At 69.7% G+C, this 21165-nt stretch carries 18 protein-coding genes and 1 pseudogene; 10 read left to right on the forward strand and 9 right to left on the reverse strand.

The features are described from left to right. Positions 1 to 263 precede the first annotated feature (263 nt). Both J7E94_RS15125 and J7E94_RS34560 read left to right on the forward strand, forming a co-directional pair. Positions 264 to 893, forward strand: a complete 630-nt coding sequence (locus J7E94_RS15125; protein WP_215015807.1) for a response regulator transcription factor — start codon at positions 264 to 266, stop codon at positions 891 to 893. A 128-nt stretch (positions 894 to 1021) separates the two neighbouring features. After that, a pseudogene (locus J7E94_RS34560) lies at positions 1022 to 1177 on the forward strand (sigma-70 family RNA polymerase sigma factor); the annotation flags it as partial. A gap of 51 nt (positions 1178 to 1228) precedes the next feature. Here J7E94_RS34560 and J7E94_RS15135 read toward each other — a convergent pair. Then, positions 1229 to 2716, reverse strand: coding sequence for a PLP-dependent aminotransferase family protein (locus J7E94_RS15135; RefSeq protein WP_215015808.1), 1488 nt, complete (start codon positions 2714 to 2716; stop codon positions 1229 to 1231). Positions 2717 to 2804: 88 nt separating this feature from the next. On the opposite strand from J7E94_RS15135, the gene J7E94_RS15140 reads away from it, so the two are divergent. From J7E94_RS15140 to J7E94_RS15155, 4 genes are all read left to right on the forward strand, one after another. Further along, positions 2805 to 3068: a hypothetical protein gene (locus tag J7E94_RS15140; protein ID WP_215015809.1), complete on the forward strand. Its 264-nt coding sequence runs from the start codon at positions 2805 to 2807 to the stop codon at positions 3066 to 3068. Then, positions 3065 to 3646 (forward strand): NTP transferase domain-containing protein, encoded by a 582-nt coding sequence (locus J7E94_RS15145; RefSeq protein WP_215015811.1) that lies wholly within the window; start codon positions 3065 to 3067, stop codon positions 3644 to 3646. Before J7E94_RS15140 ends, J7E94_RS15145 begins: the two co-directional genes overlap by 4 nt. Before the next feature lie 251 nt (positions 3647 to 3897). Then, complete coding sequence (gene aceB / locus J7E94_RS15150; RefSeq protein WP_215015813.1) at positions 3898 to 5526, forward strand: malate synthase A; 1629 nt, start codon at positions 3898 to 3900, stop codon at positions 5524 to 5526. Positions 5527 to 5918: 392 nt separating this feature from the next. Continuing rightward, positions 5919 to 7109 carry a GDSL-type esterase/lipase family protein gene (locus tag J7E94_RS15155; protein ID WP_374224444.1) on the forward strand — a complete coding sequence of 397 codons (1191 nt, stop codon included), beginning with the start codon at positions 5919 to 5921 and terminating at the stop codon, positions 7107 to 7109. Positions 7110 to 7222: 113 nt separating this feature from the next. Here the strand turns inward: J7E94_RS15155 and J7E94_RS15160 are convergent, their stop codons facing one another. The 7 genes from J7E94_RS15160 to J7E94_RS15190 all read right to left on the reverse strand — a co-directional run bounded on the left by J7E94_RS15160 (position 7223) and on the right by J7E94_RS15190 (position 13230). Then, positions 7223 to 8614, reverse strand: a complete 1392-nt coding sequence (locus J7E94_RS15160; protein ID WP_215015815.1) for a nucleobase:cation symporter-2 family protein — start codon at positions 8612 to 8614, stop codon at positions 7223 to 7225. 387 nt (positions 8615 to 9001) lie between these two features. Next, positions 9002 to 10405, reverse strand: coding sequence for an 8-oxoguanine deaminase (locus J7E94_RS15165; RefSeq protein WP_215015816.1), 1404 nt, complete (start codon positions 10403 to 10405; stop codon positions 9002 to 9004). A gap of 188 nt (positions 10406 to 10593) precedes the next feature. After that, entirely contained in the window at positions 10594 to 11517 is a 924-nt protein-coding gene (pucL, locus tag J7E94_RS15170; protein WP_215015817.1) for a factor-independent urate hydroxylase, read from the reverse strand. 1 nt (position 11518) lies between these two features. Beyond that, entirely contained in the window at positions 11519 to 11923 is a 405-nt protein-coding gene (gene uraH / locus J7E94_RS15175) for a hydroxyisourate hydrolase (protein ID WP_031149251.1), read from the reverse strand. Between the two features lie 2 nt (positions 11924 to 11925). Then, positions 11926 to 12432: a 2-oxo-4-hydroxy-4-carboxy-5-ureidoimidazoline decarboxylase gene (uraD, locus tag J7E94_RS15180; protein ID WP_215015818.1), complete on the reverse strand. Its 507-nt coding sequence runs from the start codon at positions 12430 to 12432 to the stop codon at positions 11926 to 11928. Positions 12433 to 12598: 166 nt separating this feature from the next. Further along, a complete protein-coding gene (locus tag J7E94_RS15185) occupies positions 12599 to 12982 on the reverse strand; it encodes a helix-turn-helix domain-containing protein (RefSeq protein WP_215015819.1) in 384 nt (127 codons plus the stop codon). Next, complete coding sequence (locus tag J7E94_RS15190) at positions 12979 to 13230, reverse strand: thiamine-binding protein (RefSeq protein ID WP_215015821.1); 252 nt, start codon at positions 13228 to 13230, stop codon at positions 12979 to 12981. The genes J7E94_RS15185 and J7E94_RS15190 overlap by 4 nt, the downstream gene beginning before the upstream one ends. A gap of 180 nt (positions 13231 to 13410) precedes the next feature. Between J7E94_RS15190 and J7E94_RS15195 the strand changes: the two genes are divergently transcribed. From J7E94_RS15195 to J7E94_RS15205, 3 genes are all read left to right on the forward strand, one after another. Further along, positions 13411 to 14244, forward strand: a complete 834-nt coding sequence (locus J7E94_RS15195) for a TIM barrel protein (RefSeq protein ID WP_215015822.1) — start codon at positions 13411 to 13413, stop codon at positions 14242 to 14244. 75 nt (positions 14245 to 14319) lie between these two features. Next, complete coding sequence (locus J7E94_RS15200; RefSeq protein WP_215015825.1) at positions 14320 to 15210, forward strand: 2-hydroxy-3-oxopropionate reductase; 891 nt, start codon at positions 14320 to 14322, stop codon at positions 15208 to 15210. Positions 15211 to 15436: 226 nt separating this feature from the next. Continuing rightward, positions 15437 to 16894: a catalase gene (locus J7E94_RS15205; RefSeq protein ID WP_215015852.1), complete on the forward strand. Its 1458-nt coding sequence runs from the start codon at positions 15437 to 15439 to the stop codon at positions 16892 to 16894. A gap of 1189 nt (positions 16895 to 18083) precedes the next feature. Here the strand turns inward: J7E94_RS15205 and gcl are convergent. Then, positions 18084 to 19862 carry a glyoxylate carboligase gene (gene gcl, locus J7E94_RS15210; protein WP_215015854.1) on the reverse strand — a complete coding sequence of 593 codons (1779 nt, stop codon included), beginning with the start codon at positions 19860 to 19862 and terminating at the stop codon, positions 18084 to 18086. 436 nt (positions 19863 to 20298) lie between these two features. Here gcl and J7E94_RS35930 point away from each other — a divergent pair, with 436 nt between their 5' ends. Continuing rightward, positions 20299 to 21111: a hypothetical protein gene (locus tag J7E94_RS35930; RefSeq protein WP_374224446.1), complete on the forward strand. Its 813-nt coding sequence runs from the start codon at positions 20299 to 20301 to the stop codon at positions 21109 to 21111. Positions 21112 to 21165 lie beyond the last annotated feature (54 nt).

A 21165-nucleotide genomic window follows, 5' to 3' on the forward strand; every position in this document is an offset into this window, starting at 1 on the left:
CCCGTGGGCCCGAGCGCGACGAACGGCGCCGACAACTCCCGCAACCCACCCACCACCCAGCACCCACCCCGGTACCGAAAGAACCCATCCCCCACCCAACGACCACCCCCAACAGAGGTCACCCATTCGATACAAGAACCTCCGTTCCCGCCCGGCATCGACCCACCACCACGGACGAGGCACTCACTCATCCACGCCAGAACACACTCAAACCCAGTCACCAGACAGCAGTTCCAACCCCTGGAGCCCGTGGAGGCCCGGCCATGACCATTCGCCTCCTGCTCGCCGACGACCACCCGGTGGTCCGGGCCGGCCTGCGCGCGGTGCTGGACACCGAGCCGGATTTCGCGGTGGTCGCCGAGGCCGCGACCGCCGAACGGGCGGTGGAGCTGGCGGCCTCCGAGCCGGTGGACGTGGTCCTGATGGACCTGCAGTTCGGCGCGGGCATGCACGGCTCGGCGGCGACGGCGGCGATCACCGCCCGGCCGGGGGCACCCCGGGTGCTGGTGCTGACCACGTACGACACGGACGCGGACATCCTGGCTGCGGTGGAGGCCGGCGCCTCGGGCTACCTGCTCAAGGACGCTCCGCCGGAGGAGCTGGCGGCGGCGGTCCGCACGGCCGCGGCGGGCCAGTCGGCGCTGGCCCCGGCGGTGGCGCTGCGCCTGATGGACCGGATGCGGACCCCGGCGGAGGCGCTGACGAAGCGGGAGCTGGAGGTGCTGCAACTGGTCGCGGACGGCCTGTCGAACCTGCAGGTCTCCAAGAAGCTCTTCCTCAGCCAGGCCACGGTCAAGTCCCACCTGGTGCACATCTACGCGAAGCTCGGCGTCGACTCCCGCACCTCGGCCGTAGCCGCCGCGGCCACCCGCCGGCTGATCCGCACCCCGTAGGACGGCCGACCGACGGGGCCCTGCGGGGACGGCCGAAAGTCCCGTGTCGACGGGCCGGACGACCCCTTTGCCGTTCGGGGGCGCGTGGACGGCGGGCAAGGCGGGCAGGCGCCCCCCGCGCAGCCCTGAACGACGAACGGGACCGGGAGATCCTGTACCTGCGGTTCGGACGCGAGATGACGCAGTCCGACATCGGCGTGGAGCTGGGCATCAGCCAGATGCAGGTCTCACGCCTCCTGACCCGCATCCTGGCAAGACTGCGCAGGGGCATGCTGGCCACGTGACCTGACCTCGGCGGCACGGTTGTTACCGGCCACCCGCCCCGTTCCGGCGGACTACGCCACCCAGTGCGGGCGCTCCACCGCCGGAGCCAGCGGGACCCCGTCGTGGAAGGCGGACGCGAGGCGGCGTACGCCCTCGTCCAGGCGGTCCGCGGGGAGTGTGTACGGGATCCGGAGCCGGTGTTCGAAGGTGCCCGGGTCCACCCCGAAGCGGGCCCCGCGGCCGATGTGCACCCCCGCGTCGGCGGCCCGCTCGGCCAGGGCGGAGCTCACCGGCTCGCCGAGGTCCACCCAGAGCGAGAGCCCGCCCGGCGGGAGCTGCCAGGACCATTCGGGGGTGTGCCGCTCAAGGGACCGCACCAGGGCTTCGCGCCGGCCCCGCAGCTGGGCGAGGCGCTCGGGCAGGGACCGCTCCAGACTCTCCATGAGCGGGAGGGCGACCAGCTGGTCGAGGACCGAGCCGGTCATGTCCGCCGAGACCCGTACGGCCGTCAGCTCGGTGATCATCTTCGCGGTGGCCCGGACCCAGCCCACCCGCAGGCCGCCCCAGTGCGTCTTGCTGAGCGAGCCGATGGTGATCACGTGGTCGGCGCCGCCGCGCGGGGCGAGCGAGGCCAGCGGCGCGGGCGCGGGGACGTCCAGCGCGATGTCGGCGATGGTCTCGTCCACCACCAGCCAGGTCCCGGTGGCGCGCGTGGCCGCGAGCAGCCGCAGCCGCTGCTCCGACGGCATCAGCGCGCCCGTCGGGTTGTGGAAGTCGGGGATCACGTACGCCAGCCGGGGCACGGTCTGGCGCAGCGTGGACTCGGCTATCTCCATGTCCCAGCCCGCGTCGGAGACGGCGATGGAGCCGGTGCGCACCCGCGCGTGGCGCAGGGCGTCGAGGGCGTTGGCGTAGGTGGGGTTCTCGGTGACCACCCGGTCCCCGGCCCGGCAGAGCAGGCTGACGACGAGGGCGAAGGCCTGCTGGGCCCCCGCGGTGATCAGGATCTGCTCGGGGCGGGTGGGCAGCCCGCGCCGCGTGAACCGGTCGGCGACCGCCGTGCGCAGATCGGGCATGCCGAAGGGGTGGTAGCCGGGCGAGCGGGCGAGTTCGGGCAGGCGGGGGGCGGCCCAGGCGAAGGCTTCGGCGAGGGTGCCGTCCGGGGCGCCCATGGCGGCGATGGCCAGGTCGATGCCGGGTTCACCGTCGGCGCGGCCGCCGGTCCCCCCGACGATGGCGTGGGCGCCGACCGCCCCGTGCCCGTCGGGGAGCTCGGTCCAGGTGCCGGAGCCGCGCCGGCTGCGGACGTAGCCGCTCTCGCGCAGCAGGTCGTAGGCGCCGGTGACGGTGGCCCGGCTGGCGCCGATCGCCTCGGCGAGCTCGCGTTCGGCGGGCAGCCGGACGTGCAGGGCGATCCGGCCGTCGAGGATCAGCGTGCGCACGGCGTCGGCGAGTGCCCGGTAGCCGGGGCGGGCCAGTACCTCGGCGGGGAGCAGGGCGGCGAGCTGGCGGCTGCCGATGGTCCTGTCCGCTGTCTGGACCACTCGCCCGTTTGCCATGCCAACCTCCCCTGATTGGCTCTGCCCACCAGGCCAATCGAGGACCAGACTCGCCGTATTGGCCCCCGATTGGCAAGGAGACGCCGAGATGCTGACCGACCGTGACGAACGGGCCCTGCTGGCCGCCGCCGAGAACCGGATCTCCGAGCCGCTGCGGATCGGGGCCGCGCTGGCCGCCGTACGGCGCGTGCTGACGCGGCGCCCGCCGGTCCCGGTCCCGGTCCAGGAGCGAGAATCGGTGGCATGTCACCCCACACCGACCACACCGACCACACCGATCCGGCCCGCTCAGCCGCTTCAGCCGCTTCAGCCGATCCGGCCGGTTCGGCCCGGTCTCCCGACGCACCGGTGATCGCGGGCCTGCTCCTGGCGGCCGGCGGCGGCCGGCGCCTCGGCGGGCGGCCCAAGGCCCTGCTCCCCTACCGCGGCCGCCCGTTGGTCGAGAACGCCGTACGGGTGCTGCGCGAGGCGGGCTGCGACCCGGTGCACGTGGTGCTCGGGGCCTGCGCCGCCGAGGTCCGCGAGCGGGCGGACCTGGCAGGCTGCGTGGTCGTGGACAACCCGGACTGGGCGGAGGGGATGGGCTCCTCCCTGCGGGTCGGCCTCGCCTCGCTCGCCGGTACGGAGGCCCGCGCGGCCCTGGTCTCGCTGGTGGACCAGCCGGGCATCGGGCCGGCGGCCGTGGCCCGCGTACGGGAGGCGTACCGCTCCCCCGCGAGCCTGGTGGCGGCGGCGTACGACGGGGAGCGCGGCCATCCGGTGCTGTTCGGCGCCGACCGGTGGGCGGACATCGCGGCGACGGCGACCGGCGACAAGGGCGCGCGCGTCCATCTCACCCGGCATGCGGGTGAGCTCGTACTGGTGGAGTGTGCGGACATCGCGGAGGCCTACGACATCGACACCCCTCCCGACCTGGCACGTCTCCTCTGAGCACGGCGTGACGACGATGGCACTGAGGGCCACCAAGGAGCGGAATCTGTCGACTCAGAGAATCTCGACATCAACAAACCATTGAACTTCCACTATGAGGAAATTACTATCCACTGGTCAGAAGCGCCCTGAACCAAAGACGGCGCCCGCGACCGTATCCCGGAACTCTCCACACCCGACGGCACTGCGTGCCGTCTCGCGCGAGCATTCCCCCGCGGCCGCCAGGCACCGCCGCTGAAGGAGTGACAGATATGTCCGCACCAGCGCCGTCCCCGCTGGCCATCGTCGATGCCGAGCCCCTGCCCCGGCAGGACGAAGTCCTCACCGAAGCGGCCCTCGCCTTCGTGGCCGAGCTCCACCGGCGGTTCGCCCCCCGCCGCGCCGAGCTGCTGGCCCGCCGCGCCGAGCGCCGCGCCGAGATCGCCCGGACCTCCACCCTCGACTTCCTCCCGGACACCGCACAGGTCCGCGAGGGGGACTGGAAGGTGGCCCCGGCGCCGGCCGCGCTGAACGACCGCCGTGTCGAGATCACCGGTCCGACGGACCGCAAGATGACCATCAACGCCCTGAACTCGGGCGCGAAGGTCTGGCTCGCCGACTTCGAGGACGCTTCCGCTCCCACCTGGGAGAACGTCGTCCTTGGCCAGCTCAACCTCATCGACGCCTACGAGCGCCGCATCGACTTCACCGACGCGCGCACCGGCAAGGCATACGCCCTGAAGCCCGCCGGGGAGCTGGCGACCGTCGTCATGCGGCCGCGCGGCTGGCACCTCCAGGAGCGCCACCTGCAGTTCGAGGGCGCCCCGGCCTCCGGCTCGCTGGTCGACTTCGGCCTGTACTTCTTCCACAACGCGCAGCGCCTGATCGACCTCGGCAAGGGCCCGTACTTCTACCTGCCGAAGACGGAGTCGCACCTGGAGGCCCGCCTCTGGAACGACATCTTCGTCTTCGCCCAGGACTACGTCGGCATCCCGCAGGGCACCGTCCGTGCGACGGTCCTCATCGAGACCATCACCGCCGCGTACGAGATGGAGGAGATCCTCTACGAGCTGCGCGACCACGCGGCCGGCCTGAACGCGGGCCGCTGGGACTACCTCTTCTCCATCGTCAAGAACTTCCGTGACGGCGGCGAGAAGTTCGTCCTGCCGGACCGCAACGCGGTGACGATGACCGCCCCGTTCATGCGCGCCTACACCGAACTGCTGGTCCGCACCTGCCACAAGCGCGGCGCGCACGCCATCGGCGGCATGGCGGCCTTCATCCCGTCCCGCAAGGACGCCGAGGTCAACAAGGTCGCCTTCGAGAAGGTCAAGGCCGACAAGGACCGCGAGGCGAACGACGGGTTCGACGGCTCCTGGGTCGCCCACCCCGACCTGGTCCCGATCGCGATGGCCTCCTTCGAGGCGGTGCTCGGCGACAAGCCGAACCAGAAGGACCGGCTGCGCGAGGACGTCTCGGTGGCCCCGGGCGAGCTCATCGCGATCGACTCCCTGGACGCGAAGCCGACGTACGAGGGCCTGCGCAACGCGGTCCAGGTCGGCATCCGCTACATCGAGGCCTGGCTGCGCGGCCTCGGCGCCGTCGGCATCTTCGGCCTGATGGAGGACGCGGCCACCGCGGAGATCTCGCGCTCGCAGATCTGGCAGTGGATCAACGCCGGCGTCGTCTTCGAGCACGCCGGCGAACCCGTGCGGGCCACGGCCGAGCTGACCCGCAAGATCGCGGCGGAGGAACTGGCCGCCATCCGCGCCGAGGTCGGCGAGGAGGCCTTCACGACCGGCAAGTGGCAGCAGGCCCACGACCTCCTCCTCCAGGTCTCCCTGGACGCGGACTACGCGGACTTCCTGACCCTCCCCGCATACGACCAGCTCGTCGGCTAGTTCCCCGAATTCGGCTGACCCGCACAGCAGTCGAAGACACCCGCCTCCGCCCCCGACGCCTCACCCGCGCCGGGGGCGGAGGCGTTTTCAGGCCACCACCCTGGTCACCGACCACGTGCCGCAGGGTGGCGGACGATCGCGCTCGGGCGGGAGCCGCCCCGGTGACCCGAACGTGAAGGGCCGGTACGGGGACAGCGCGATTCGGCCACTTCCGGGCGGGTCTGCACCGAACGAGCGGTCGGTTGTTACTTGTTCGTAACTTGCCTGTACCTAGCGGTAACAAGTGGGCGCGTGTCACCTTTCCGGTGCCACCGGCCGGCGGTACCCCCACTTCACAGCCATGCACCGGAGTTGTCCGCTGCTCCCGCATGGCCGACCGCAGGAGTTCCGCAGTGATCGGATTCCGCACCGCCAGCAAGGACCGGGCCCGCCGTCGCGTGCGACGACTGGGTGGGGCCGGGATGGTTCTGCCGCTCGCCGTCGGGGCGCTGTTGGCCGCCGGGGCCGGGACCTCCGCGGCCAGTCCCGGGGCCGGGCCGACCGCCGTGGTGTCCATGGGCGACAGCTACATATCCGGCGAGGCCGGGCGCTGGAAGGGCAACAGCCTGACCAACACCGGCAGCAGGAACGGGACCGACCGGGCCTGGGTGAGCGGCAGCACCTACGATCCCGGCAAGGTGTACGGGACCACCGCGGGCGGCTGCCACCGCTCCGATTCCGCCGAGGTGGTCAGCGCCGGGCCCCTCGCCGAGAAGGCCGTGAACCTGGCCTGCTCCGGGGCGACGTCCGAGAACGTGTTCCGCGCCTCCAGCGGCGGCGTCGCCTTCAAGGGCGAGGCCCCGCAGGCCGATCAGCTCACCGCCATCGCCGCGAGCCACAACGTGAAGGTCGTCGCGCTGTCCGTCGGCGGGAACGACCTCGGCTTCGCCGACATCATCAAGGAGTGCGCGTACGACTTCATCATCTGGAACTCGTACTGCTACGACGACCAGCAGGCCGGGGTCGACGCGAAGATCGACGCGGTCATGGCGAACGTCGGCAAGTCGGTGGACGAGGTGCGCGCCGTGATGCGCGGGGCCGGGTACGCCGACTCCTCCTACCGGATCGTGCTCCAGTCCTACCCGTCCCCGATCCCGCGCGGCGCGGAGAACCGGTACACGCAGAGCGACTGGAGCCGGCTCAACACCGGCGGCTGCCCCTTCTGGAACCGGGACTCGGACTGGGCGCGCGATTCCCTCGTGCCGCAGATAGCAGGCCGGATCAAGGGCGTCGCCGCCGCCAAGGGCGTGCAGTTCCTGGACCTGCGGGACACGCTGCAGGGGCGCGAGGTGTGCGCGAAGGCGAGCAAGCAGGTGAGCTCCACGGTGCCCGCGTCGGCCCAGGCGAGCGAGTGGGCGCGCTGGATCGACAACAACGAGACGCAGGGCCTGATCCAGGAGTCCATGCACCCGAACTACTTCGGGCAGCTGGCGGCCGGGCGCTGCCTGTCCCTGGCGGTCGCGCAGCCCGCGGACTCCGCTGTCAGCTGCAAGAACACCGCCGGGGCGGACCAGACGGGCATGTTCCTGACGCCGGCGTCGTAGACGGCCGCAGCCTCAGCCGCGAAACAGAACCGCGTCCGGACGCGGCGGTGCGCACGCCACACCCGCAGTGGGTGGCGTGCGCACCGCCGTGAACGGTCCGGCCGGGCGGGGGGTCAGTGCACCGGCACCGGCTCCGGGCCCGCGGCCGAGGCCGCGCCCTTCCTGGCGCCGAGGTGGTTGAAGGCGAGGTTCAGCAGGATCGCCACCACGCAGCCGGTGCTGATGCCCGAGTCGAGGACGACCAGCAGGTCCTTCGGGAAGGCGTGGTAGAAGTCCGGCGCGGCGATCGGGATCAGGCCGATGCCCACCGAGGCGGCGACGATCAGGGCGTTCTCGCCCTTCTCCATGGCCGCGCCCGCCAGGGTCTGGATGCCGCTGGCCGCGACGGACCCGAAGAGGACGATGCCGGCGCCGCCGAGGACCGGCAGCGGGACCACGCCGATGACGGAGGCCGCCATCGGGCACAGGCCCAGCAGGATCAGGATGCCGCCGCCGGCCGCGACGACGAAGCGGCTGCGCACCTTGGTCATGGCGACGAGCCCGATGTTCTGGGCGAAGGCGCTGCACATGAAGCCGTTGAACAGCGGGCTGAGCGCGCTGCCGAGGGTGTCGGCGCGCAGTCCGCCCTCGATGGTCCGGGCGTCCGCCGGGCGGCCCACGATCTTGCCCAGCGCCAGGATGTCGGCGGTGGACTCGGTCATGCAGACGAGCATGACGATGCACATCGAGATGACGGCGGCGACCTGGAACTGGGGGACGCCGAAGTGGAACGGGGTCGGGAAGCCGATAACCGAGGCGTTCTTGACGGCGTCGAAGCTGGTCATGCCCAGCGGGAGGGCGATGAGCGTGCCCGCGACCAGGCCGAGCAGGATGGAGATCTGCTGGATGAAGCCGCGCAGGAACTTGCGCATCAGCAGGACGATGACGAGCGTGAGGGCGGCCATGCCGATGTTCTTCATCGAGCCGTAGTCGGTGGCGGTGCGGTTCCCGCCCTGCGACCAGTTGAAGGCGACGGGCAGGAGCGAGACGCCGATCAGGGTGATGACCGTGCCCGTGACGACCGGTGGGAAGAACCGGACGAGCTTGCCGAAGTAGGGGGCGGCGAAGAAGCCGAGGACTCCGGCGACGATGATCGCGCCGAAGATGATGGGGATGGCGTTGTCCCCCTCACCCTTGCCGATGGCGATCATCGGAGTCACACCGGCGAAGGAAACGCCGTTGACGAAGGGGAGTTTGGCGCCGATCTTCCAGAACCCGAGGGTCTGGAGGAGGGTGGCGAGCCCTGCGGTGAAGAGCGAGGCGCCCATCAGGAAGGCGGTCTCGGTGGCGGAGAGACCGACGGCCGGGCCGACGATCATGGGCGGGGCGACGACACCCGCGTACATGGCGGCCACGTGCTGAAGGCCGCTGGTGAACATTTTCAGCGGAGGCAAGGTCTCGTCGACCGGGTGCTTCTCCTCCGGTACTGCGACTGCATCTTTGCGAAACCTGGGCGTAGAGGCCACGGCTTCCTCCGGTCGGTTAAACACGTCGGCAGGGACGTGGGTGTCTTGGAGGTGGTGCGAAAGCTGTGCGAGTCGAGCCTGTATGGAGTTGTGGGTGGTGCCAGTGCTGGTCCCAAGGGGCCGAAGGGATGCGGAAACGATTCGCCCAAACCGGTTCCGCGCTTCGCTTCAACGCTGTACTTCGCCGCTGCGCTTCAAGGCTCTTGAAGCTGGTGGTGCCGTGGCAGTGGTGCGGGGCTGTGCTGCGGTGCGTGTGGTACGAGTGACCGCCCCCGGGTGCGCCTTCGGATGATCCTCGGGCGCTTCCCGGGAACGGCTGCCGACGGACCCCGCTCGGGTCCGCGACGACCGGCCGGGGGCCGTCCCCCCCGGCCGGACTCCGTGGGATCAGGCCTGCGCGGAGATCCGCGCGAGGCGCTGGGCCTCTTCGCGCGTGGACACCGCGATGGCGTCCTCGTCGGCGAAGAGCAGTCGGTTGTTCTCGACGATCTGCTTGCCGTTGACGAACGACGCGGTCACCGGGGCGGCCGCACCGAAGACCAGCGCGGTGACCGGGTCGGCGATCGAGGAGTGCAGGAAGGTGTTCAGGTTCCACAGCACCAGGTCGGCGCACTTGCCGACCTCGAGCGAGCCGATGTTGTCGGCGCGGCCGAGGACCTGGGCGCCACCGTAGGTGCCGAGGCGCAGGGCCTGGCGCGCGTTCAGGGCGCGCTCGCGGTGGACCGGGTTCAGGCGGTTGATCAGCAGCGCGTTGCGCAGCTCGGTGTGCAGCTCACCGGACTCGTTGGAGGCGGTGCCGTCCACGCCGAGGCCGACCGGGACACCGGCGGCCAGCATGTCCGGGACGCGGGCGATGCCGGCGGCCAGACGGGCGTTGGAGGACGGGCAGTGCGCGACACCGGTCTTGGTACGGGCGAACGCGGCGATGTCGGAGTCGTTCATGTGGACGCTGTGCGCCATCCACACGTCCTCGCCGAGCCAGCCGGTCGACTCGAAGTAGTCGGTCGGGCCCATGCCGAACAGTTCCTTGCAGAACTGCTCTTCCTCGACGGTCTCGGAGCCGTGCGTGTGCATGCGCACACCCAGGCGGCGGGCCAGCTCGGCGCCCTGCTTCAGCAGCTCGGTGGAGACCGAGAAGGGGGAGCACGGGGCGACGGCGACCTGGGTCATCGCGTCGAAGGAGGCGTCGTGGTACTTCTTCACGGTCGCCTCGGTGTCCGCGAGGGCACCTTCGAGGGTCTCGACGGCGTGGTCCGGCGGCAGGCCGCCGTCCTTCTCGCTGCGGTCCATCGAACCGCGGGCGAGGGTGAAGCGGACACCCATCTCGGACGCGGCGCGGATGATCGAGCCGGAGAGGTCGCCCGCACCCTTGGGGTAGACGTAGTGGTGGTCCATCGCGGTGGTGACACCGCCACGGGCCATCGCTGCGAGGGAGCCCTGGGCGGCCGTGTAGGCCATCTGCTCGTCGATGCGCGCCCACGTCGGGTACAGCGCGACGAGCCAGTTGAAGAGGTTGTGGTCGGTGGCCAGGCCGCGCGTGATCCACTGGTAGAAGTGGTGGTGCGTGTTGACCAGACCGGGGGTCACGAGGTGCCCGGTGCCGTCGATGCGGCGGACGACGTTCTCGAGGTTCTCGGGGGCCTTGCCCGCGCCGATGAACTCGATCTTGTTGCCGGCGACGACGACATGGCCCGAGGCGTACTCGGTGTCGTTCGCGTCAACGGTTGCAATCGCACAGTTCTCGATGACGATGCGCTCTACGGCGCTGTCATGGGCTGCCGATGCTGCCATGGGACTTCCTCGTGCTTTCAGTGGCGGTGCGGGCACGGCAAAACCCAGGGGATTTGAGTGCCGGAGCCGGGGGCCTTGACAGCTGACAGTACTGCCGCCCCGCGTGGTGCGTCCGGGTGCCGATTCAGGAAGTTGTGGGTGTCGCGCCCCGGGGCCACTGCGGAGCCCCGGGACGCGTGTGCCGCGGCTTAGAGGTTGGTCATGTCCACGGGGATACGGGCGTCAACGCCGTCCCGGAGAACAGTGGCCTCGATCAGACCGTACGGGCGGTCCGCGGCGAAGTACACCTCGTTGTCGTTCTTGAGCCCGAACGGCTCCAGGTCGACGAGGAAGTGGTGCTTGTTCGGGAGCGAGAAGCGGACCTCGTCGATCTCCGAACGGTGGTTGATGATGCGCGAACCCATCTGGTACAGGGTCTGCTGCAGCGAGAGCGAGTAGGTCTCCGCGAAGGCCTGAAGCATGTGCTTCTTGGTCTCGGCGTAGGACTTCTCCCAGTTCGGCATGCGCTGCTCGTCGTCCGACCAGTTGAAGCGCCAGCGAGCCGACACCTGGGTCGCCAGGATGCGGTCGTAGGCCTCCTTCAGCGTCGTGTACTTGTCCTTCACGTAACCCCAGAACTCGGAGTTCGTGGAGTTCATGACGACGAGGTCCTTGAGGCCGGAGATGACCTCCCAGTTCGTGCCGTCGTACGTGATCTGGGTGACGCGGGTCTCCATCCCCTGGCGGACGAAGGAGTGGTTCACCTCGTCGGAGCCGATGAACTTGGAGTTCGCGTCCGAGGTGGCGATCCGGTCCCAGGCGTACTCCTCGATCCGGATGCGCGCCTTCTGGATCGGCTCCTGGCTGTTGACGAACCAGCGCGCCAGGTGGATGCCGAACTGCTCGGCGGACTCGATGCCGTACTCCTTGGCGAACGCGTACACCGTGTTCTTGGTGGTGTCCGTCGGCAGCACGTTGGCGTTCGAGCCGGAGTAGTGGACGTCGTCCATGTCGCCGGAGAGGGCGACCGAGACGTTCAGGTCCTTGATGTGGTGCGTGTCGCCGTCCCGCGTGATCTTGACGACGCGGTTCTCTGCTTTGCCGTACTGGTTCTGGCCCAGAATCGTGGCCATGCTAGCTCCCTCGGTAAACGGAGTAGCCGAACGGGTTGAGCAGCAGCGGTACGTGGTAGTGCTCGCCAGGAGTGACCGCGAAGGTGATCGTCACTTCCGGGAAAAACGCACCGCTGTCCCTTACGCGGGGGGCGTCCTGCTGCGCCTCGGCTTGCTTCTTGGAACTGTGCTTATTAAAGAAGTACGTCTCGGTCTCGAAGTCGAGACGCACGTGTGTGGTGCCCTCCGGCAGGGCCGGCAGGTCCTTGCAGCGCCCGTCCGCATCGGTGGCGGAGCCGCCCAGGGCCGCCCACTCGCCGTCGAGGCCCGTACGGGCCGACAGGGAGATGGCGACGCCCTCGGCGGGCTTGCCGATGCTGGTGTCCAGGATGTGCGTGGACACCGACGCAGTGGTCTCAGTGCTCATGCTCACTCTCCTTCTACGAGTCGCGTCAGGCGGATCTTGTTGATCTTCACAAGCTCACCGCGAGCGATCTCTCGCTCCCGCTCCGGCGAGTTGTCGATCCGGACCTTGACCGCGTCCCGCATGAACTCACCGGTCGCACCGGTGGCACAGACGAGGAAGACGTGGCCGAACTTTTCCTGGTACGCCAGGTTCAGTTCGAGGAGTTCGTTCTTGAGCTCCTCCGAGGCACCGGCCATGCCACGCTGCTCGCGGGCGGAGGTCGGGTCTCCCGGCTTCGGCCGGCCGATCGGCGCGTGGCCTCCCATCGCTTCGCCCAGGTCCTGCGCGGTGAGCTCCGCCATGGCGGACTCGTTCGCGGCGAACAGGGACTCGGCGCTGGTGAAGGGGCGCTGGGCGAGCAGCTTGCCCACCCATGCCGAGCTTGCGCACACCTCGTGCAGCTCGGCCGCGGCCGCGCTGTCGTCCAAGGCGTTGAACCGGGTGAGACCCGGGGTCGGACTCGAAGTCACGGTAGGCCTCCGTGGCCTGTTGTTGCTTTGACGGGCTGCGCATAGCTAACGCTCTCCACAACACCGCGTCAACACTTTGTTGAAACTTCCCGTACACAAAAGCCGCCGCCCGGATGAATTGGGCGGCGGCTCGTCACTGTGGGTCAGAGTTGATGCACTCTGGGCTTCACTCTTGGGTGGCCTTGTTCGGATTTTCCCGGTTCAGGTAGTTGTACACCGTGAAGCGGCTTACGCCCAGGGCGCCCGCGACCGTTTCCACGCCGTGCCGCACGGAGAAGGCGCCTCGCGCCTCCAGTATCCGTACGACGTCCTGCTTGGCCTTCCGGTCCAGCTGGGACAACGGTACGCCGTGCCGGCGCTCCAGCGCCGCGAGGATGTGGTCCAGCGAATCCGAGAGCTGGGGCAGGCGCACGGCCAGCAGGTCCTCGCCCTCCCAGCTGAGCACGACGTCGTCGGGCTGCGCCAGGGCCGGATCCATCAGCTCGCCGCCCATGGCGTCCACCAGCGGCTTGACCGCGGTGACGAAGGGGTGGTCGCGGGGCTCGGTCACGGCGTGTCCTCCCCCAGCACATTCACCTGGAGCGACACGCGCGTGGCGCCTGCCTCCAGGGAATTGCGCAGCAGCGCGCCCACCGCGTCCAGCACCCGGCCGGCCTCGCCTTCCGCGGTGTTGCCGAACGGGCCGACATCCACCGCGTCCAGCTGGGCCTTCTGGATGACCTCGCGAGCGGCCACGGCATGGGCGGGGGCCTCTTCGAGATCGAAGGGCTCGGTCGTGAACTCCACTCTCAATCGCACGCTGGCCAAGCTACCGGGCCAGAAGGGGCGGCGCGACAGCGCCTCCATGAGGGGTGGTGGCCGGGCGGCGGGCGGGAGGGACTTTTCGGGAGTCCGTACTTGACAGCCGCGCGAACCTCCATGCAGTCTTCCATCAAGCAGAAACTAACTTCCGCAATACGGAAGGAGCGCACACCCCTCATGGGATACACGGACCAGCGCTTCGATGTAAACCTTTCGATCCTCTTCACGGAACTCCCGCTCCTGGAGCGTCCCGCGGCTGCCGCCGCGGCCGGCTTCACGGCGGTCGAGCTGTGGTGGCCTTGGATCGAGACCCCCACTCCCGCCCAGGAGGAGCTCGACGCCCTCAAGAAGGCTCTTGAGGACGCCGGCACCCAGCTGGTGGGCCTGAACTTCTACGCCGGCCAACTGCCGGGCCCGGACCGCGGTGCGGTTTCGGTTCCCGGTGAGGAGTCGGAGCGCTTCCGCGCCAACATCGACATCGCGGCGGACTTCGCCCAGTCGGTGGGCTGCAAGGCGCTGAACGCCCTCTACGGCAACCGCGTCGAGGGTGTGGACCCGGCGGTTCAGGACGAACTCGCTCTGGAGAACCTCGTCGTGGCGGCCCGCGCTGCGGACCGCGTCGGCGCGATCCTCCTGATCGAGACCCTGAACAAGCCCGAGTCGCCGCTCTACCCGCTGGTGAGCGCCCCGGCCGGCATCGAGATCGTGGACAAGGTCAATGCGGCCACCGGTCTCGGGAACGCCAAGTTCCTGCTCGACCTGTACCACCTGGCGATGAACGATGAGGACCTCTCCGAGGTCATCGAAAAGTACGCCGCCAAGACCGGCCACGTCCAGATCGCGGACAAGCCGGGCCGAGGTGCCCCGGGCACCGGCGAGCTGCCCCTCGAGGAGCTGCTCGACCAGCTGAAGAAGGCCGGATACGAGGGCTACGTAGGCCTGGAGTACAAGGCCGCCGACGCTGCCGCGTCCTTCGCCTGGCTGCCGGCCGAGGCCCGCGCCGCGAAGTAGGCGGACAAAGTCCAGGCGATCAGCCAGGCACGTCACGAACTTTTCGTACGAAGCATTAAGAGAAGGACCCTCATCATGAGCAACCTCCCCAAGATCGCGTGGATCGGGCTCGGCATCATGGGCTCCCCCATGGCCGAGAACCTCCTGAAGGCCGGCTACTCGGTCACCGGTTTCACCCTGGAGCAGGACAAGCTGGAGCGCCTGGCCGCCGCCGGCGGTACCGCGGCCGGCTCCATCGCCGAGGCCGTCAAGGACGCCGACGTCGTCATCACGATGGTGCCCGCCTCCCCGCAGGTCGAGGCCATCTCCTACGGTGAGAACGGCATCCTCGAGAACGCCAAGTCCGGCGCGCTGATCGTGGACATGTCCTCGATCACCCCGCAGACCTCCGTCGACCTGGCGAAGAACGCCGCCGAGAAGGGCATCCGCGTCCTGGACGCCCCGGTGTCCGGCGGCGAGGCCGGCGCCATCGAGGCCGTCCTGTCGATCATGGTGGGTGGCGAGCAGGCCGACTTCGACGAGGCCCTGCCGGTCCTCGAGGCCCTCGGCAAGACCATCGTGCTCTGCGGCCCGCACGGCTCCGGCCAGACGGTGAAGGCCGCCAACCAGCTCATCGTCGCGGTGAACATCCAGGCGTGCGCCGAGGCCGTCGTCTTCCTCGAGAAGTCCGGCGTGAACCTCCAGGCCGCCCTGGACGTCCTCAACGGCGGTCTGGCCGGCTCCACGGTCCTGACCCGCAAGAAGGACAACTTCCTGAACCGCGACTTCAAGCCCGGTTTCCGGATCGACCTGCACCACAAGGACATGGGCATCGTCACCGACGCCGCCCGCAACGTCGGTGCCGCCCTTCCGGTCGGCGCGGTCGTCGCCCAGCTGGTCGCCTCGCTGCGCGCCCAGGGTGACGGCGGCCTGGACCACTCCGCCCTGCTCCGCGCGGTCGAGCGCCTCTCCGGCGCTCAGATCTGAGCCCGCGGCCCGCAGGCCGGGCCGCACCTCCCCCTGACGGGGGCCTGAGTTTCCGGATGGTGCCGGTGCTGACACCTGTCCTGTCGCGCCCAAGCGCCGGCACCGTCCGGATTACCTCTCTCATCTTTGTTCAACAAACTGTTGACGTTTAGTTCTTGCCGAAATTAGGCTGTTCCGCATGACGGAAGACACTTTTCGTCAGCAGTTACCCGTACGGAAGGTCACCATGTCGAAGCGCACGCTGACGACCGAGTCCGGCGCCCCGGTCGCCGACAACCAGAACTCCGCCACCGCCGGCGTCGGTGGCCCGCTGCTGGTCCAGGACCAGCAGCTGATCGAGAAGCTTGCCCGCTTCAACCGTGAGCGCATCCCGGAGCGTGTGGTGCACGCCCGCGGCTCGGCCGCGTACGGCTACTTCGAGGTGACCGACGACGTCACCGCGTACACCAGCGCCGCGTTCCTGAACACGGTCGGCAAGAAGACCGAGACCTTCCTGCGGTTCTCCACTGTCGCCGACTCGCTGGGTGGCGCGGACGCGGTCCGCGACCCGCGCGGCTTCGCGCTGAAGTTCTACACCGAAGAGGGCAACTACGACCTCGTCGGCAACAACACCCCGGTGTTCTTCATCAAGGACCCGATCAAGTTCCCCGACTTCATCCACTCGCAGAAGCGCGACCCCTTCACGGGCAAGCAGGAGCCGGACAACGTCTGGGACTTCTGGGCGCACGCCCCCGAGGCGACGCACCAGATCACCTGGCTGATGGGTGACCGCGGTATCCCGGCGTCGTACCGTCACATGAACGGCTACGGCTCCCACACGTACCAGTGGACCAACGCTCAGGGCGAGGCCTTCTTCGTCAAGTACCACTTCAAGACGAACCAGGGCATCCGCTGCCTGTCGGGCGAGCAGGCCGCCGAGCTCGTCGGCAAGGACGCCAACTCGCACCAGACCGACCTGCTCCAGGCGATCGAGCGCGGTGTGAACCCGAGCTGGACCCTCTACGTCCAGATCATGCCCGGCGCCGAGGCCGCGGACTACCGCTTCAACCCGTTCGACCTCACCAAGGTGTGGCCGCACGCCGACTACCCGCTGCAGCGCGTGGGCCGCCTGGTCCTCGACCGCAACCCGGACAACGTCTTCGCCGAGGTCGAGCAGTCCGCCTTCTCCCCGAACAACTTCGTCCCGGGCATCACCGCCTCGCCGGACAAGATGCTCCAGGGCCGTCTCTTCGCCTACGCCGACGCCCAGCGCTACCGCCTCGGTGTGAACCACACCCTGCTGCCGGTCAACGCCCCGAAGGCGACGAAGGCCGAGAACTACGGCCGCGACGGTGTCATGGCGCTGCGCAACGGCTCGCGCCACGACAAGAACTACGAGCCCAACTCGTACCAGGGCCCGGTCGAGACCGGTCTGGCGCTCGGCGCCCCGAAGGCCGTCTCCGGTTACACCGGTACCCACGAGGCCCCGGCCCACACCAAGGACGACGACTTCTTCCAGGCCGGTGAGCTCTACCGCCTGATGTCGGAGGCCGAGAAGCAGCGTCTGGTGGCGAACATCGCCGGCGGCCTGTCTCAGGTCACCCTCGAGGACGTCATCGAGAAGAACCTGGCTCACTTCCACGCCGCGGACGCCGACTACGGCCGTCGCGTCGAGGAGGCCGTGCGCGCCCTGCGCGACGCCTGAGCCGCATAGCCGTACCGGGGGCCTGACGGGAGGTCAGGCTCCGGGTACTAGCCCGAGCTGCTTACCCGGATGAGGGGTGGTACGCAGTAAGGGCAGGACGAGGACCGTGGCGGGCGTGCGAGCCAGTGCGGTGGTAATGGGTTCCGAGGCCCGTCTCTTGACCTGAGGGAGACGAAGCCGGAGTTCTCGTCGCCGACCGCCACGGTCCCAGCCACTCCTCTTTGTACAGGGGCCACGCACAGAGTCCCCTGTACGAGGAGGAGCACACCTCCCCCACTTACTCCGCCCGGCGGTGCGAACGTCCTGTCGCGCCAGCCTCGCTCCGTCGGGCGGTAACAAACCAGAGCGCCGAGTCACGGACGGTCCCGTGACTCGGCGCTTTGTCGTGCCCGGAGGTGTGTGACCTCGGGCACCGCGTAGGGCGTCGAGCCGGCCACCCGGGTTTCGTTCGTCGAGCTGTGCGAGGAGGCGGATCCCCTCCGGAAGGCGCTGTCGTGCCGCTGCGCTGTCGTCCCGCTGCACGGTCTTCACGACGACACGGGAGATTGCTGCGGCTCACCGTACGAGTGCCGCGGCCGGCGTCGGCGGACGCGGACACGGCCCCGGCCACCGGCCACCGGCCACCGGCCACCGGCCACCGGCCAGTCCCGGTAGCACTCTGCGGGCCGTAGCCGCCGACCATCGCTCTCCCCGGAAGGGGAGGACGGCTACTGTGCGGCCCCCGCCGGCCCGCCGGCTGGGGCACGGAGTCCGGGAGGAGCGGGGTAGGGGTGTTCCGGGTCCCCGCGGCCTGGGCCGCGCCCCGTAGGCGGCGGGACGGCGGCCGGCAGGGCGGGCCGTGTGGCCAGGGCGCCGGCGACGCCCGCAGCGCGCTGCTCCAGCTGCTGCCGAGCCGGCTCCAGGAGACCCCGCGGGTACGCGAGAACGGCGCTGCCTGGGGCAAGCTGCGGGCGGCGCCCCGCCGAGCGCACCGCCCTGGGGGTGAGGCTCAGCGGGGGGCTGAGGGCTCAGCGGGCGCCGGCTGAGCGGCTCCCTGAGCCCGGAGCGCGCCCGCGAGCTGCTGACCGGTGCCGGGGACGCGGAGCTCCGCCCCCGCCCCGGGCCACGCGCCCCACGGACCCACGACCAACGCGGAACGGCCCCCGCCCCTCCGTGCGGAGGGATGGGGGCCGCCGTATTGCTGCGGAGATCAGACCTTGAGGGCCTTGATCGCGGTCGGGGCGTGGCCCGGCTCGGTCGCGAGCTCTTCGAACTCGGTGACGTCGCTCATGTCGACCGTCTTGCTCATCGAGATGTTGGTGACGCGCTCCAGGATGGCCTCGACGACGACCGGGACCTGGAACTCCTGGGCCAGCTTCTTGGCCTGCTCGAAGGCGGCGCCCAGCTCGTTCGGGTCGGTGACGCGGATGGCCTTGACGCCCAGGCCCTCGGCGACCTTGACGTGGTCGACGCCGTAGACGCCGATCTCCGGGGTGTTGATGTTCTCGAACTCGAGGTTGACCTCGAAGTTGATGCCGAGACCGCCCTGCGCCTGACGGATCAGGCCCAGGTAGGCGTTGTTCACCAGGACGTGGACGTAGGGGACCTTGTGCTGCGCGGCGACGGCCAGCTCTTCGATCATGAACTGGAAGTCGTAGTCGCCCGACAGCGCGACGATCGGGGTCTCCGGGTCCGCGGTGGCGGCACCGATCGCGGCCGGGATGGTCCAGCCGAGCGGGCCGGCCTGGCCGCAGTTGATCCAGTTGCGCGGCTTGTAGACGTGCAGCATCTGCGCGCCGGCGATCTGGGAGAGGCCGATGGTGGTGACGTAGCGCGTCTCCGGGCCGAAGGCCTTGTTCATCTCCTCGTAGACGCGCTGCGGCTTCATGGGGATGTTGTCGAAGTGCGTACGGCGCAGCAGGGTGGCCTTGCGCTCCTGGGCGGACTCGGCCCAGGCGGAGAAGTCCGGCAGCTTGCCCTCGGCCTTGAGGTCCTTCGCGACCTCGATGAAGAGCTCCAGCGCGGCCTTGGCGTCGGAGGCGATGCCGAAGTCCGGGGCGAAGATCTTGCCGATCTGGGTGGGCTCGATGTCGACGTGGACGAACTTGCGGCCCTTGGTGTAGGCATCGAGGTTGTAACCGGTGTGACGGTTGGCCCAGCGGTTGCCGATGCCCAGGACGAAGTCCGACTCGAGGAAGGTCGCGTTGCCGTAGCGGTGCGAGGTCTGGACACCGACCATGCCGGCGGCCAGCGCGTGGTCGTCCGGGATGGTGCCCCAGCCCATGAGGGTCGAGATGACCGGGATGTTGGTCAGCTCGGCGAACTCGATCAGCAGGTCGGAGGCGTCGGCGTTGATGATGCCGCCACCGGCGACGATCAGCGGGCGCTCGGACTCCAGCAGGAAGTTCAGGGCCTTCGCGGCCTGGGCACGGCTGGCCTGCGGCTTGTAGACCGGCAGCGGCTGGTAGGTCTCGGGGTCGAACTCGATCTCGGTCAGCTGGACGTCGATCGGGAGGTCGATGAGGACCGGGCCCGGACGGCCGGAGCGCATAAGGTGGAAGGCCTCCTGGAACACGCCCGGGACCTGCGCGGCCTCCAGGACGGTCGTGGCCTTCTTGGTGACCGGCTTGGCGATCGAGGCGATGTCGACGGCCTGGAAGTCCTCCTTGTGGAGCTTCGAGACCGGAGCCTGACCGGTGATGCACAGGATCGGGATCGAGTCCGCGATCGCGGAGTACAGGCCGGTGATCATGTCGGTGCCGGCCGGGCCCGAGGTACCGATGCAGACACCGATGTTGCCCGCCTTGGCCCGCGTGTAGCCCTCGGCCATGTGCGAAGCACCCTCGACGTGGCGGGCCAGCGTGTGCTTGATGCCGCCCACGTTCTTGAGCTCGCGGTAGAACGGGTTGATCGCAGCACCGGGCACGCCGAATGCTTGTTCGACACCCTCGAGCTTGAGGATCTCAACTGCAGCGGCTGCGGCTGTCATACGAGGCATCAGGGTCTCCTGCGGGTCTGGCGGTCAGACTTTTCCGTCATCCGGAAGTTTTGTTCTGCTATACGGAACAAGCTAAGCGGCGTCCTCGCGCACGTCAAGGCGGTACGGCACCCCGGAAACCACCAAAAGCCGCATCCCGTTCGACGAGTTGCACAAATGTCCGGCCGGGCGGGGGCGGATCGGCGTGAATCCGCGGGCACGCTCGCCCCGGTGGTGGCCGGTGGTGGAGCATGTACCTACGCACAGCGACGGAGGGGGTCCAGGTCTCATGGCGGAAGCGGTACCGGTGCGCTGCCCGGCGTGCCTGAGCGAGAACGGCTACACCGCCCCGGTCTTCCCCTGCGCCTGCGGGAGCCCGGTGCACCCCCCGCTGGACCTGGCGGCGCCGCCCCTGCCGCTGACCCACCGGACCTGGTCGGACAGCTGGGTGGCGGTGCGCTGCGGGACCTGCGGGCGGGAGAGCGAGTGGCCGCATCCCGAGGTGGGGTGCGGATCGTGCGGGACGGTCGTGCGGCTTGCGGTGCATCCGGTGGATGCGGCGCGGCCGGCGGATGAGGAGCGGCCCGCGGAGGCGGCGGCACCCGTGGCGGACTCCGGGGTGTCACCCGGCGCCGATACCGGGCCGGACTCAAGGACTGACCCCGGGACGGACCCCGGGACGGATCTCCGGACGGGTCTCGGGGCGGGTCTCGGGACGGGTCTCGGGACGGATCCTGCGTCGGCGGCCCGGCCCGATGCCACGCCGGCCGCGCGGCCGGACTCCCGGCCCGACGCCCGGGGCGGCGCACGGCCCGACGCCCGCCGCGGCTCCCGGCCGGCTCACATACCGCTCCCGCCGACCGCGCCGGTGCCCCGCCCCGCGTTCCGGCCGGTGACCATCCGTACGGCCCGGGACGCGGTGGCCACCGCCGCTCTGTACCTGCGCTGGCTCGGCTTCCAGGACGTACGGCAGCCCGACGGGCGCCCGATCCCCTCTGCGGCCGTGGACCTGCGGGCGCCAGGGCTGGTGGCGCAGGTCGACCCCACCACCGCGCCGGCCGGCCTGCGGGCGGTGGAGTGCGTCTGGCTGAACGGACTCACAGCCTCCGCGACCAGCGTCTACTTCTCCCTCGCCGGGTACACGGAGGACGCCCGCACCCGCGCGGACGATCTGGGGATACCGCTGTTCGTCATGGACCTCACGGGCATGCCGCAGCCGGTCAACGACCCGGCCGACGAACTGATCGCCGGCGGGGCCTAGGAATCGTCCGGGCACCGGCATCGCCTACGCTCGGAGGCGTTATCCGCTGCTTGC

Origin of the sequence: Streptomyces sp. ISL-94, from assembly GCF_018614075.1 — a bacterium.
Lineage (GTDB): Bacteria > Actinomycetota > Actinomycetes > Streptomycetales > Streptomycetaceae > Streptomyces.

Bases quoted from the DNA above. Each gene is read 5' to 3' on its own strand.
- J7E94_RS15140 (WP_215015809.1), top strand. From the start codon at position 2,805: ATGCTGACCGACCGTGACGAACGGGCCCTGCTGGCCGCCGCCGAGAAC.
- J7E94_RS15165 (WP_215015816.1), bottom strand. From the start codon at position 10,405: ATGGCAGCATCGGCAGCCCATGACAGCGCCGTAGAGCGCATCGTCATC.
- J7E94_RS15200 (WP_215015825.1), top strand. From the start codon at position 14,320: ATGAGCAACCTCCCCAAGATCGCGTGGATCGGGCTCGGCATCATGGGC.
- J7E94_RS15125 (WP_215015807.1), top strand. From the start codon at position 264: ATGACCATTCGCCTCCTGCTCGCCGACGACCACCCGGTGGTCCGGGCC.
- J7E94_RS15195 (WP_215015822.1), top strand. From the start codon at position 13,411: ATGGGATACACGGACCAGCGCTTCGATGTAAACCTTTCGATCCTCTTC.
- gcl (WP_215015854.1), bottom strand. From the start codon at position 19,862: ATGACAGCCGCAGCCGCTGCAGTTGAGATCCTCAAGCTCGAGGGTGTC.
- pucL (WP_215015817.1), bottom strand. From the start codon at position 11,517: ATGGCCACGATTCTGGGCCAGAACCAGTACGGCAAAGCAGAGAACCGC.
- J7E94_RS15205 (WP_215015852.1), top strand. From the start codon at position 15,437: ATGTCGAAGCGCACGCTGACGACCGAGTCCGGCGCCCCGGTCGCCGAC.
- uraH (WP_031149251.1), bottom strand. From the start codon at position 11,923: ATGAGCACTGAGACCACTGCGTCGGTGTCCACGCACATCCTGGACACC.
- J7E94_RS15135 (WP_215015808.1), bottom strand. From the start codon at position 2,716: ATGGCAAACGGGCGAGTGGTCCAGACAGCGGACAGGACCATCGGCAGC.
- aceB (WP_215015813.1), top strand. From the start codon at position 3,898: ATGTCCGCACCAGCGCCGTCCCCGCTGGCCATCGTCGATGCCGAGCCC.